The organism is Nonomuraea sp. CA-218870 (assembly GCF_050936535.1).
In the GTDB taxonomy this organism is placed as follows: domain Bacteria; phylum Actinomycetota; class Actinomycetes; order Streptosporangiales; family Streptosporangiaceae; genus Nonomuraea; species Nonomuraea corallina.
The window spans coordinates 976,078-989,517 of the sequence record NZ_JBNJMN010000002.1 but is presented as its reverse complement, the minus strand read 5'-3'; the positions used below and the strand labels follow the sequence as shown (position 1 = coordinate 989,517).

10 protein-coding genes are annotated in these 13,440 nt (G+C 70.9%); all 10 read left to right on the top strand.

Annotated elements, in window-relative coordinates; genetic code table 11:
* Nucleotides 1-133 precede the first annotated feature (133 nt).
* The 10 genes from ACQEUU_RS33275 (at nucleotide 134) to ACQEUU_RS33230 (ending at nucleotide 13,436) form a co-directional block, all read left to right on the top strand.
* Nucleotides 134-769, top strand: coding sequence for a hypothetical protein (locus ACQEUU_RS33275; RefSeq protein ID WP_433073387.1), 636 nt, complete (start codon nucleotides 134-136; stop codon nucleotides 767-769).
* 250 nt (nucleotides 770-1,019) lie between these two features.
* Nucleotides 1,020-2,708, top strand: a complete 1,689-nt coding sequence (locus ACQEUU_RS33270; RefSeq protein WP_433073384.1) for a substrate-binding and VWA domain-containing protein — start codon at nucleotides 1,020-1,022, stop codon at nucleotides 2,706-2,708.
* 125 nt (nucleotides 2,709-2,833) lie between these two features.
* The gene (locus ACQEUU_RS33265) at nucleotides 2,834-4,432 is read left to right on the top strand and encodes a sigma factor-like helix-turn-helix DNA-binding protein (RefSeq protein ID WP_433073381.1); all 1,599 of its coding nucleotides are present in this window, start codon (nucleotides 2,834-2,836) and stop codon (nucleotides 4,430-4,432) included.
* A gap of 239 nt (nucleotides 4,433-4,671) precedes the next feature.
* Entirely contained in the window at nucleotides 4,672-5,043 is a 372-nt protein-coding gene (locus ACQEUU_RS33260; RefSeq protein WP_433073378.1) for a hypothetical protein, read from the top strand.
* Nucleotides 5,040-6,164 carry a GNAT family N-acetyltransferase gene (locus ACQEUU_RS33255; protein ID WP_433073375.1) on the top strand — a complete coding sequence of 375 codons (1,125 nt, stop codon included), beginning with the start codon at nucleotides 5,040-5,042 and terminating at the stop codon, nucleotides 6,162-6,164. Before ACQEUU_RS33260 ends, ACQEUU_RS33255 begins: the two co-directional genes overlap by 4 nt.
* 207 nt (nucleotides 6,165-6,371) lie before the next feature.
* A complete protein-coding gene (locus ACQEUU_RS33250) occupies nucleotides 6,372-7,205 on the top strand; it encodes a glycosyltransferase family 2 protein (RefSeq protein ID WP_433073372.1) in 834 nt (277 codons plus the stop codon).
* Between the two features lie 37 nt (nucleotides 7,206-7,242).
* Complete coding sequence (locus ACQEUU_RS33245; RefSeq protein WP_433073369.1) at nucleotides 7,243-8,184, top strand: glycosyltransferase family 2 protein; 942 nt, start codon at nucleotides 7,243-7,245, stop codon at nucleotides 8,182-8,184.
* Nucleotides 8,181-8,984, top strand: coding sequence for a polysaccharide deacetylase family protein (locus ACQEUU_RS33240; RefSeq protein WP_433073366.1), 804 nt, complete (start codon nucleotides 8,181-8,183; stop codon nucleotides 8,982-8,984). Before ACQEUU_RS33245 ends, ACQEUU_RS33240 begins: the two co-directional genes overlap by 4 nt.
* Nucleotides 8,977-10,296: a lipopolysaccharide biosynthesis protein gene (locus tag ACQEUU_RS33235; RefSeq protein ID WP_433073363.1), complete on the top strand. Its 1,320-nt coding sequence runs from the start codon at nucleotides 8,977-8,979 to the stop codon at nucleotides 10,294-10,296. The genes ACQEUU_RS33240 and ACQEUU_RS33235 overlap by 8 nt, the downstream gene beginning before the upstream one ends.
* Before the next feature lie 92 nt (nucleotides 10,297-10,388).
* Nucleotides 10,389-13,436 (top strand): hypothetical protein, encoded by a 3,048-nt coding sequence (locus ACQEUU_RS33230; protein ID WP_433073360.1) that lies wholly within the window; start codon nucleotides 10,389-10,391, stop codon nucleotides 13,434-13,436.
* Nucleotides 13,437-13,440 lie beyond the last annotated feature (4 nt).

The following is a 13,440-nucleotide window of genomic DNA, read 5'->3' as shown; positions in this document are numbered from 1 at the left end:
AGCGTGAATGCTTGATCATGACATACCCACGCGTTTGGCTTTCCTCGCCCTCAGCGTCTATGGTCACGCTCTGTAATGAATGAGGTACGCAACGCTGCCGACGCTCGGCAGCCGGAGAGCGCGGAGGTCGGCGATGCCTGATCAGCGGGTTCATGAGCATCCGGCCGCGTCGGCCGAGTGGCTGCGGGCGGCACGCCACGCGCGGTGGCTGTCGGTGGTCACGCTCGTCTGGCTCGGCGTGGAGAGCACGCTGGGGCTGGCGGCCGGGTTCGGCGCGCACTCGGTGGCGCTGATCGGGTGGGGGCTGGCGGCGCTGGTGGAGGCGCTGGCGAGCCTGATCGTGGTGTGGCGGTTCACCGGGGCGCGCACGCTGTCGCGGACGGCCGAGCACCGGGCGCGGCGGGCCGTGGCGGTGAGCTTCTGGCTGCTCGCCCCCTACCTGGTCCTGCACGTGGGCCACGACCTGGACGCGGGGCACCGGCCGCAGGTGAGCGTGTTCGGCATCGTGGTGACGGCGGTGAGCCTGGTCAGCATGCCGGTGCTGGGCGTGATCAAGCGGCGGCTCGGGGCGCGGCTGGGGTCCGGCGCCACGGAGGGCGAGGGCACCCAGAACATCATCTGCGGCGCCACGGCCGCGGGCGTGCTGGCCGGGCTGTGGCTCAACACCTTCGGGCTGTGGTGGGTCGATCCCATCGTGGCGCTGGCCCTGGCCGTGGTCGCCGTACGGGAGGGGATCAGAGCCTGGCGTGGTCACGTTTGCCACCACTGATGGTGACCTTGAGTGATAAGTGCACCAAAAGAGGTGTTTTCCCCCAGCAAGCGTACCGAGTATCGTTCCCCGGGTATCGCGGAGTACCAACCGCCAGGGTCTCCGGAAGATCAGGGCCAGCCAGGCGATCAAGAACACCAAGAGGACAGCCGTGGGGCGACACCGCACAGACGACTTCGACGGCGGCTACCGAGCCCAGGATCCAGCCCCCCGCACCTCGCGCAGACGGGCGCGTGGCGGACGGGGACGGGTGCTCGTACCGCTCGCCGGGGCCGTCGCGCTGTCGGTGCTGCTGGGCGTCGCGGCCTTCGTCATCTTCAACCGCGAGCACGACTGCTCCGACGGCACGCTGCCGCTGCGGGTGGTGGCGAGCCCCGACGTGCAGCCGGCGCTGAGCAAGATCGCGGGCACGTACACCAAGGCCCTGCACTCGATCGACAGCAAGTGCGTCGAGGTCACCGTGGTCAAGGAGACCTCCGCCAAGGCGGCGAGCGCGGTCGCGGCCGGGAAGTTCGCCGGTGACGTCTGGGTGCCCGACTCCAGCCTGGTCCTGAGCCGGCTGGAGTCGGCCGGCAGGCCGGCGGAGGCGGCGGTCCCCCAGCCGGCCGGCTCGATCGCGAGCTCGCCGGTGGTGCTGGCGGCGGCCAGGTCCTCGGTGACCAAGCTGGAGGGTGCGCTCAAGCCCAGCTGGTCGACCCTGGTGGCGGCGGCGAACGCGGCCGACCCCGACGGCCCCGGCAAGAAGGTCCGCGTGGTCGCGCTCGATCCGCAGAAGAGCTCGGCCGGGCTGGCGGCGCTCATGGCCGCCTCCGGCGTGGCCAGGGAGACGGGCCAGACCAAGGCGCTGGTGGGCGCGCTCAAGCGGCTGTCCGGCCAGGTCGCGGCCGACTCCGCCGCGCTGCTGGCCAGCCTCACGGTCAAGACCGGCGGCAAGGTACCGATCGGCGTCAGCTCCGAGCAGGCCATCCACACGCACAACACCAAGAAGCCGGAGACGCCGGCCGTGGCGCTCTACCCGGCCGAGGGCACGCTCAGCCTCGACTACCCGTTCACCGTCCTGACCAAGGACCTCGCCACGCAGAAGGCCGCGGCGGACTTCCGCCAGGAGCTGTCCAAGGACTCCGCGCGCAAGGTGCTGCGGACGCAGGGCTTCCGCGACCCCGACGGCAAGGCCGGCGGCGCGCTGTCGGAGGACGAGGGCTTCACCCCCGCGGCTCCCAAGGCGCTGCCCGCGCCCGACGCCAAGACGGTGGCCACGGTCAGCCAGACCTGGAGCAGGCTCAACCTCGGCACCCGCCTGCTCACCCTGCTCGACGTCTCCGGCACGATGGCGCTGCCGGTGCCCGGCACGAACCTGACCCGCATGCGGGCCATCAGCAAGATCGCCACGGAGGGCCTGGCGCTGTTCCCGCCGGACTCGGAGATGGGCGTGTGGATGTTCTCCACCCACCTCGACGGCCGGGGCAAGGACTGGAAGGAGGTCGTCCCGGTCGGCCCGCTGACCGAGAGCATCGACGGCGCGCTGCGCAAGGACGTGCTGGCCAGGGAGCTGTCCACGGTGCAGGCCAAGGCCACCGGCGACACCGGGCTGAACGACACGCTCAAGGCCGCCTACACCGAGATGACCAGGACCTACGCGCGGGACAGGATCAACACGCTGCTGATCCTGACCGACGGCGCCGGCAACGACGACCCCGACGGCGGCGTCGGCAACGCGGAGATCCTGCGGTTCCTGGAAGAGACCTACGACCCGCAGCGGCCGGTCAGCATCCTGCTGATCGCGTTCGGCCCGGAGGCGCAGGCGGGCAAGAAGCAGATGGACGCGGTGGCGAAGGCCACCGGCGGCGAGGCGTACATCGCCAAGGACCCGCTCCAGGTGCGCGACTTCTTCCTCCAGGGGATGGAGCGCCGGCTGTGCACCCCCGACTGCGACGGCTGACACACCAGTCACATCTGACCCTGTTTTACCTGGTTACAACCACTTAGCCGGAATCTGGCAACCCGCTGGATGGCAGGGGCGTCCTCTACGCCGGGGATGTCCTTGTCACCCGCGGGGAGGTACACGTGCCCGGATGGCCGGCGGTCGACCGCGCCCACGATCTGGAACTGGTGGCGGCGCTGCGCCGCGGCGACCGGGGGGCGCCGGAGCGCCTGTACGACGCGTACGGCGACCGGCTGCACGACTACGCCGCCTCGCTCCTCGGTGACCGGCGGGCGGCCGACGCGGTGCACGACGCCGTGGTCACCGCGCAGGGGTGCGCGGAACGGCTGCGGGAGCCGGCCAGGTTACGCGCGTGGCTGTACGCCCTGGTGCGCTTCCAGGCCATGGCCAGGCTGGGATCCCGTCGCGTGGCCGCGGCGCCGCCGGACGATCCCGACGACCCCGAGCTGGCCGAGGTCGTCGCGGTCACGCTGGACGAGCTGCGCAGGAGCGAGCGGGAGATCCTGGAGCTGTCGCTGCGGCACGGGCTCACGTCCGCCGAGACCGCCGCGGTGCTGGGGCTGACCTCGCGGCAGGCGGCGAGCAGGCTGCGCCGCTCGCGTGACCTGCTGGAGAACGCCGCGGCCGCGGTGGTGCTGGCCAGGACCGGTCGGGCGCACTGCCCGGAGCTCTCGGCGCTGCTGGACTCCTGGGAGGGCCGGCTGACGCCGGCGCTGCGACGGCGGCTGGCCGCGCACGTCGGCGGCTGCGAGGTCTGCACCGAGCGGCGGCGCAGGCAGGTGTCGGCGGCGCGGCTGCTGGAGATGCTCCCGGTGGCGTACGCGCCGTTCTCGCTGCGCGAGCGGGTGATCGGCACCTGCGGGGACCCGGGGATGGGCGACACCCGCACGATGATCGTCGACCGCGGTGACGGCTTCGACCGCGCCGGCTTCCCGGTGCCGTCCGGCCGGCCGCGCGTCCGCCGCCGGCCCGGTCTGGCGCCGGCGCTGGTGACGGCCGCGGCGCTGCTGGCCGGCACGACCGTGGTGGTGGCGCTGACCGGGGCCGAGGGCGCAGGGACGGCCCTGCGACCGCCGCCCGTCGCCTCCCCCGTCAGCTCCCCCACCGTCCCGGCCACCCCGTCCGACACCGCGTCCGACACCGCGTCTGCCACCGAGACCGCCTCTGCCGGCGAGGACACCGGCAGCCCGCCGGCCGAGTCCGCCGAGACGCCGGACCCCACGCCGGCCGCGAGCGGACGCGAGCGGACGCCGTCGCCGGGGCCGACCCGGCGGACCGCCGCCGAGGCGGCGACCACCAGGCCCCCGGCCGTCGGCACCCCCACCCGGCGGCGGACCGCCCGTGCCGCCAGGCTCACCGCGACGTGCCCGGCGGACATGGCGAACGCCGCCACGATCGGCTTGCGCGCGCGCAATCAGACCGTCTCTTGGAAGGCAGTGGCGTCCGACGGGCTGGACGTGGTTCCGGCCAGGGGCTCGATCCGGCCGGGCGGCACCGCCGTGATCTGGGTCACCGTGCACGACCCCGGGGCGGCGGGCGACGGCACCGTCACCATCACCTCCAACGGCGGCGGCTCGACCTGCGCGCTCAGCTGGGACGACCCGGCCACGCCCACCAGCCTCCCGGACGACGACGTCACCGCGAGCGCCGAGGCGACGGACACCCCCGCGCCTGAGGCGGCCGTACGACCGGCCGCATTTTCCCTCCGTGACAAAGTGTGACAAGTTGGACGCTGTGTCGATACATGGGTGGCGGATAGGGCATCCTGGTGTGCTTGGGAGCACGTAGGCCGGGGCTGGTCTTACCCATGTGGCGAATCCCACATGGAAACGGGGCGGGCTGCGGTAAACCTGACGTGATTGCCAAGCGTCGGCGTTGACGTGCGCGCGCACCGATTGGTCCCATGGAGCGATCGGCCGCAGACCAGCGCAACGTAAAGAGAACCGGAGAGAGACGGCACATGCTCAAGCAGCACCGCAGAGCGGTCACCTGGCTGCTTTCGCTGGCCTGCGTCGCGGGAGCGGTGGTCGCCCTGCTCGACATCGACACCCCCCTGCGGCCGTTCCTGATCTCCCTCTTCCTGCTCGTCGTGCCGGGCACCGCCGTGGTCGGGCTGTTGCGTGATCGCGATCCGCTCGCGGCGCTGTCCGTCGGAGCCGCCGCGAGCCTGGTGATCAACGTGCTGCTGGCCCAGGCCATGCTCATGTTCGACGCCTGGTCGCCTCGGGCGGGCGTGGCGACGGTCGCCGTGCTCGGCGGGTTCATGTACGTGCTGCGCGTGTTGTACCGGGGCAAGAACCTGCAGACCGGACAGGGGGCCAGGGCAAGGTGAAGATCAGCATCGCGCGCCCGCGCGAGCTCGGGGCCCCGGAGCGGGCCCGATGGCGGGAGATCCAGAAAGGCGATGCGAGCCTGGACAACCCGTTTCTCTCGGTGGAGTTCGCGGTCGCCCTGGATCGGCTGCGCGATTATGTGCGCGTCGCGGTGATCGAACAAGATGATCGAATTGTCGGCTTTTTTCCGTATGAGCGGCATAGTTTCGGCATTGGTAAGCCTCTTGGGGGTTTTCTCACCACCTGCCATGGTTTGATCGCGATGCCCGGACTGGAGATGGACGCCCGGACGCTTCTGCGCGCGTGCAGGCTGACCGTCTACGACTTCGATCATCTCGTCGCCGGCCAGCCGACGTTCGCCCCGTACGAGAACGACGTCCGTCCGGCTCCCGTCATGGACTTCACCGCCGGCTACGACGCCTGGCTCGACCAGGTCAAGGCCAACTCCCCGAAGAACCTCAAGACCGTCCGCTACAAGGAGCGCAAGCTCGGCAGGGAGCAGGGCGAGCTCCGCCTCGCCTGGGCCTCCCCCGACGCCGGCGAGCTCCGCACGCTCCTGGCCTGGAAGTCCGACCAGTACCGGCGCACCGGCCGCGTCGACAGGTTCGCCCAGCCGTGGATCGTCGAGCTGACCGACCTGATGCACGCCTCCAGGTCGCCCGACTTCTCCGGCGTGCTCACCATGCTGTACGCGGGCGACACGCCGGTGGCCGGCCACTTCGGGCTGATGACGGCCACCACCCTCGTCGGCTGGTTCCCGGCCTACGACACCGAGTACGCCCGCTACTCCCCCGGCATCGTCCACCACATGCGGATGGCCGAGGCCGCGGCGCGGAGCGGCCTGGACATCATCGACATGGGCAAGGGCGGCAAGGAGTACAAGGACTGGCTCAAGAGCGGCACCCTCTACGTCGCCGAGGGCCGCGTGTCGCGACCGACGCCCGCCGCCGCCGTCCACTGGATCGGCCGTACTCCCGTGAACAAAGCCCGAACAATCGTCCTCGATCGGCCGTCTCTCTATAAGGCAGCCGACCGAGTGCTCAAAGGCTTCGGACGGGTGCGAAGTTCCTTACAGCACGATCCGAACACAGTCCCGAAAGAAATGCCGGGAGCGCACTAGCACTCCCGGAGCGCCACAGCAGCACAGCATCACCCCAGCACCACAGCAGCACAGCACCACCCCAGCGCCACCCCAGCACAGCCCCCGAGCACAGCCCTCACCTCACTGGACCCGGTCGATGCACCAACTGTCTCGTCAGCTATTCCCTCCACACGGGGGATCACTGACGCCGGCAGGTCTCGGCGGAGTCCCGGAAGGAACGTCGTCATGAGTCCCGAGACTGTCAAGCCCAACGGCAAGTCGCCTGTCACGCCCCTGCGTTCGATGCCCCCCATCGAGCGGTTCACGCCGATCACCCCGCATTTGGCCATCTCACCCACGGTGAGCGTGGTGGTGCCGGCGATGAACGAGGCGGAGAACCTCCCTCATGTCTTCGCCACATTGCCGCAGTGGATCGACGAGATCGTGCTCGTGGACGGCAACTCCGTCGACGACACGGTGGCCGTGGCCCGCCGTCTGCGACCCAATGTGAAGATCGTCACGCAGACGGGCCGGGGGAAGGGCAACGCGCTCGCGGAGGGCTTCGCCGCCTGCACCGGCGACATCATCGTCATGATCGACGCTGACGGCTCGACCGACGGCCACGAGATCATCTCGTTCGTGGGCGCTCTCATGACCGGCGCCGACTTCGTCAAGGGCTCGCGCTACGCCTCCGGTGGCGGCAGCGACGACCTGACCTTCAGCCGCCGCCTCGGCAACAAGGTCCTCACCGGCATCGTCAACAAGATGTACGGCACGCAGTACACCGACCTGTGCTACGGCTACAACGCCTTCTGGTCGCGCCACCTGGACGTGCTCGACCTCGACTGCGACGGCTTCGAGGTGGAGACCCTGATGAACATCCGCGCCGCCAAGGGCGGGCTGAAGGTGCACGAGGTGCCCAGCCACGAGCGCGACCGCATCCACGGCGAGAGCAACCTGCACGTCGTACGCGATGGCCTGCGCGTGCTCAGGACGATCCTGCGGGAGTGGCGCCGCCGGCCGGCTCCCCCCAGGCCCGAGCCCGCCGCGGCCCCTGCTGCGGACCGGGGCGTCGCGTAAGCGCTCCGCACGCTCGAACGCCCCCGAAGGAATCGTCGTGAACACGTCTGTCGTCATCTGCGTCTACACCGAGGACCGGTGGGAGGACATCAGGCAGGCCGTGGAGTCGGTCGAGCGCCAGACGCGCCCGCCCCACGAGCTGATCCTGGTCGTCGACCACAACCCCGACCTGCACCTGAAGCTGAAGCGCGCCTACCCGGACGCGACCGTCGTGGAGAACTCCCACGAGCCGGGCCTGTCCGGCGGCAAGAACACCGGCGTGGCCGCCGCCAACGGTGAGATCGTCGCGTTCCTCGACGACGACGCGGTCGCCGATCCCGGCTGGCTGGAGGCTTTGGAGGAGGGCTTCCAGGATCCGGGCGTCGTCGGCGTGGGCGGCCGCACCGAGCCGATCTGGGCGTCGGGCCGCCGGCCGCGCTGGTTCCCGCACGAGTTCGACTGGACCGTGGGCTGCACCTACCGGGGCATGCCCGAGGTGAAGGCGCCGATCCGCAACGTCATGGGGGGCAACGCGGCCTTCCTGCGCGACGCGGTGTCCGAGGTGGGCGGCTTCCACAGCGGCATCGGCCGGAGCGTGCAGGGCCGCAAGAGCCGTCCGCTGGGCTGCGAGGAGACCGAGTTCTGCATCCGGCTCAGCCAGCGCAGGCCCGGCTCGGTCATGATCTTCCAGCCCGCCGCGGTCATCGGCCACAAGGTGTCCCGGCAGCGCGAGACGTTCGCCTATTTCCGCTCCCGCTGCTACGCGGAGGGCCTGTCCAAGGCCCTGGTGACCCGCGAGGTGGGCACGCAGGACGGGCTGTCCAGCGAGCGGGCGCACGCCATGAAGACGCTGCCGCTCGGCGCGCTGCGCGGTCTCGGCGAGGCGGTCAGGGGCGACGTGGGCGGTCTGGGCCGGGCCTTCGCGATCGTGATCGGGCTGGCCTGGACGGCCTGGGGTTATCTGGTGGGCTCGATCCGGCTGAAGGCGGTGCGCTCATGATCAGGGTGCCGATCCTGATGTACCACTCGGTCACCGACTCCCCCAACGAGGAGACCAAACCGCACTCGGTCCGGCCGTCCGACCTGGACGAGCAGCTCGCCTACCTCGCGGAGAGCGGCTTCACGCCGTTGACGCTGGGCGACCTGGTGGCCAGACTCAACAAGATCAACGGCAGGGAGCTGCCGGGCAAGCCGATCGTGCTCACCTTCGACGACGGCTACGCCGACTTCCACGCCCAGGCGCTGCCGCTGCTGGAGCGCCACGGATTCCCCGCCACGGTCTTCCTGACCAGCGGCTGGGTCTCCGACGCCGGCAAGGACGCCGCGGGCCGGCCGCTCGACGACATGCTGAGCTGGGGCCAGGCCCGCGAGGCCGCCCAGTGCGGCATCGAGATCGGCGGTCACAGCCACAGCCACCCGCAGCTCGACCAGCTCCGCGCGGAGGAACTCCGCCAGGAGCTGCGCCGCAACAAGGGCCTGCTGGAGGACAAGCTCGGCACGCCCGTCGCCACCATGGCCTACCCGTACGGCTACTCCAGCGCGCGGGTCCGCCGCGAGGTGCGCAAGGCGGGCTACTTCGCCGCCTGCGCGGTGAACAACGCGATCGCGGCCGACCGCCACGACATGCTCGCCATCCCGCGCCTGACCGTCTCCCGCCACACCACGATCAGCATGTTCAAGAAGGCCGTCGAGGGCACCGCCGTGCCCCTGATCTATCTGCGCGAACGCGTCCTGACCAAGGGGTACGCGGTCGTCAGAAGGACGCGATACGGGCTGCAGCGGGTTCGCGGCCATGTCTGATCTCTGGCGGAGGCTGCTGCGCGACCTCCGCAACCCGCTGTTCCGCAACGGTTACGCGCTCATGGCCAACACCGGCATCACCGCGGTGCTCGGCATGGGCTACTGGCTGCTGGCCGCCCACTACTTCTCCGAGGAGGAGTTCGGCAGGGGCCAGGCGGTCATCACGCTCATGCGGCTGTTCGCGTCGCTGACCGCGCTGGGCCTGGTGGGCGCGCTCGCGCGCTACCTGCCGATCGCCGGCCGCCGCACGCCGGGGCTCATCCTGCGCGGCTACGGCATCGCCGCCGCCACCGGCGTCGCCGCGGCCTTCGGCTTCCTGCTGACGCTGCCCCTGTGGGGCGAGACGTACTCCGTGCTGGCCGGGTTCGGTCCCGGGCTGTTCTTCCTCGGCGCGGTCGCGGTCTGGGCCGTCTTCACCCTCCAGGACGTGGTGCTGACCGGGCTGCGCAGCGCCGTGTGGGTGCCGGTCAACAGCATCGTGTTCGGCCTGGCGAAGATGGGGCTGCTGATCGCGCTCGCCGGGGCGCTGCCCGACGGCGGCATCTTCGTCTCCTGGATGGTGCCGACCGCGATCGCGCTGATCCCGATCAACTGGCTGATCTTCGGGGTGGTGGTGCCGCGGCACCTGCGGCAGACCGCCGCCCTGGACCGGCGGCCGCCGGGGATGCGCGAGATCGGACGGTTCCTGTCCGGCGACTTCCCCGGCACGCTCTCCGTCCTGGCGATCGTCTACCTGGTGCCGGTGGCCGTGGCCACCCAGGTCAGCGAGGCGACGTTCGGGCGGTTCTCCATGGCCCACACGCTGGGCTGCATGATCGAGCTGCTGGCCATGAACATGGCCGTGTCGCTGACCGTGGAAGGCTCCTTCGACCGGTCGCAGCTGGCCGCCAACTGCCGCAACGCGCTGCGCAGGGCGTTGATGATCATCGTGCCGATCATCCTGGTGGTGGTCGTCGGCGCCCCGCTGATCCTCCAGGTGTTCGGCGACGACTTCGCCGCCGAGGGGACCCTGCTGCTCCGGCTCATGGCGCTGGCGGTGCTGCCGCGCGTGCTGATCGAGATCTATCTCAGCGCGCTGCGGGCGATGGGCGAGGTGCGTAAACTGGCCGCCCTCCAGATCGGGCTGGCGGCGGCTGTGCTCACCGCCATCGCCGTACTGTTCCCGTTCGCGAGCGTGGAAGCGGCGGGATACGGCATGCTGATCAGCCAGACTCTCGTCGCGTTGGTGATCTTCGGAAAACTACGTAAGATTCTCAAGCCTGCCGAAACGCGGCAGCTCAGCGTCGCTCAGGGGCCGCCCGGGGCCCCATGATGGTCTACGTGAGGCAACGGGACGGCGATGGTATGACAGCGGGTTTCACCGGCTCTTCCGGCGTACGGGGGGACACGGGAGAGGAGTCAGAGGTGCCCTTCGATCCGGAGGCTACGGGGATCATCCCGCGGCTGGACCTCGACGCCGCCCAGAGCCCGCCCGGCAAGCCCCGCCCCGACGAGAAGACCTCGCCCGGCGAGAACCCCGCCACCGGCCGTCCCGCCGACGCCGCCGATGACGCGCAGGACACCGCCGACTCCGGCTCCACCGGAGACGAGCGGGACGCCGAGGACTCCACCGCCGACGCCGCCGGCTCCACCGGTGACGGGCGGGACGCCGAGGACTCCAGCCAGACCATGACGTTCCGCATCCCGGACATCCCGGAGGCGGCTCCCACGCCGCAATCCGCCACGCCCCGCCCGGCGGCTGAGGAGCCCTCCTCCACCCCCGAGGACGCGGACGAGTCCGAGCTCCCCGCCCAGGAGGACGCGGAGAAGGATCGGACGGCCCGCCAGAAGGCCGGCGCCCCGCAGGACGATCCCGGGGACTCCGAGGAGTCCGGGACGGCCACGCTGCCCAAGGTGACGCTCCGTCCCGTGGCCGAGCCGGTCGAGGACTCGTCCGCCACGACCCCGTTCCCCGTCCAGCAGGTCCGCAAGGACACCGACACGGCCGCCAAGACCGACGGCAAGCCGGCCACCACCGCCACCAAGACCCACGACAAGCCCGCGACACCCGCCGGGACCGGGGACACGTCCGCGACCTCCGCCCAGACCGGCGGCAAGCCCGTGACCCCCGCGGAGGCGGAGGGCGGGTCCAGGGGTGATGGGGCCACGGCGCTTCGGCGAGAGGTGAAGGCGCCCGAGGCGGCGCCCGGCGAGGCGACGGAGGAGGCGCCCGGCGAGACGTCCAGTGAGGCGCCGGAGGCGGAGCGGCCGGCCGCCGAGCCCGCGCCGCGGCCCCAGGTCCAGCAGCAGGCCGGCCGGCCGGCGGGGCTCTGGGCGCGGCTGCTGGTCAGCGCGCCCAAGTGGCTCCCGGTGCTGCTCGTCCTTGAGGGCCTGGTCATGTACGTGCTGGCGGTCAAGGCGCCGCCCGGCCCGTACTGGGGCGTCGACCCCGACGACATCAACGGCCTCGGCCTGATCTCCGCGCTGCCCGTCACCGCCTTCGCGGCCATCCTCATCATGATCGTGTCGTTCTTCGTCACGGTCGCGCAGAGCACCGACCGCAAGTTCCTGCTGTTGTTCCAGATCGCCGCCATCACGTTCGCCCTGCACGGGGTGGGGGCGCTGGTGGCCGAGGAACCCCGGTTCCCGACCGCGTACATCCATGCCGGTTTCGTGGAGTTCATCGGCAGGACCGGCGAGACGGCCATCAACATCGACGCGCGCATGGGCTGGCCGGGCTTCTTCGCGCTGTTCGCGTTCGTGACGAAGGCGGCCGGGATCGAGGATCTGACGCCGATCCTGAACTGGTCGCCGCTGCTGTCGAACCTGCTCTACCTGTTGCCGTTCGTGCTCATCCTGCGCCAGGTGGTGGCGACGACGCGGGCGCGCTGGTTCGCGGCGCTGCTGTTCATCCTGGTGCAGTGGATCGGGCAGGACTACTTCTCGCCGCAGGGTTTCACGTTCGCGCTCTATCTGGCGTTCGTGGCGATCCTGCTGCGCTGGTTCGGGCGGGTGGAGCCGCGTACCAAGCCGATCCCGGCGAAGGGGCTGCGCAGGCTGCTGGGCCGCCTGGACGCGATGACGCCGGGCGAGCTGGCCAACACCGGCATGTACCGCGCCGACAAGCTGCTCATGCTGATGCTGCTGCTGGCGCTGTTCGTGGCCTCCACGGCGTCCCACCAGATCACGCCGTTCATGATGCTCGGCGTGGTGACGGCCTTCCTGTTGTTCAAGCGGACCTCGCTGACGTGGGCGCTGCCGTTCTCGCTCGGCCTGGTGGTGCTGACCTGGATCAGCTACATGGCCGTCGGCTTCTGGGTGGGCCAGATCGAGACGATCTTCGGTGGGCTCGGCCGGGTCTTCGACAACCTGCAGACCAACACCGGCGCCCGGATCGAGGGCAGCGACTCGCTGCACGCGCTGGTGCTCCAGGCGCGGCTGGGCATCCTGGTGGTGATCCTGACGCTGGCCGCCGTGGGGCTCTACCGGCGGCTGCACCGCGGGGTGTTCGACCGGGCGGCGCTGATCCTGCTCTGCGTGCCCGCGCTGGCGCTGGCGATGCAGAGCTACGGCGGCGAGATGGGGCTGCGCATCTACATGTTCGCGCTGCCGGGCGCGTGCCTGCTGGCCGCGTACGCGTTCTTCCCGAACATGCCGGCCGACAGCGCCGACGTGCGCGAGGAGACCGTCCCGCTGCGCAAGCGCAACGTGCGTTTCAACCCCGACCTGACCAGGAAGGTCTCGCTGGTGCTCGCCGCGTGCATCGCGGTGGGGCTCGCGGGCGCCTTCCTCGTCGCCCGGTACGGCAACGAGAAGTTCGAGCGGGTGACCTCCGGCGAGGTCGCGGCCATGCACTACGTGTACGAGCACGACAAGCCGAGCGCCCGGGTCGTCTACCTGGTGCCGAAGCTGGGGCCGGAGGTCACGCCGACGCTGCCGTGGGGCGAGCGCGACATCGAGCTGGTCAACTTCGCCGGTCAGGCGCAGGTGTACAAGGATCCGTCGAACATCTCCGGCGTGATCGAGCGGCTGCGCCCGGGGCCGGAGAGCCCGCGCAACACCTACATAGTGGTCAGCCGCGGCCAGGTCAGCTACCTGCAGCTCAACGAGGGCTTCCCTGAGGGCTGGGGCGAGAGGTTCCGGGCCGCGCTGGACGCCGCGCCGGAGCTGAAGCGGGTCTACGCGAACGAGGACGCGGCGCTCTACACCTGGGGCTCGTTCGTGCGCGGCACGGAGATCCCCGAGCCTCGCCCGTACAAGGGCAGGGGAGATCCGACCTCCCCGTGGACACCCGTCGGCGTGGCGGCGCTGGGGGTGGCGTGGATCTGCCTGCTCGGCTACGAGGTGATCCGGCTCGGCGGCCCGCGCCGGGCGCCGCGAGCCCGCCGGTGGCTGCTGTGGGTGGGCGTCCCGGCGTTCGCGGCGGCGCTCGGGGTGATCGTGGAGCGGTTCGTCCACATCGCGGGGCTGTGACGGC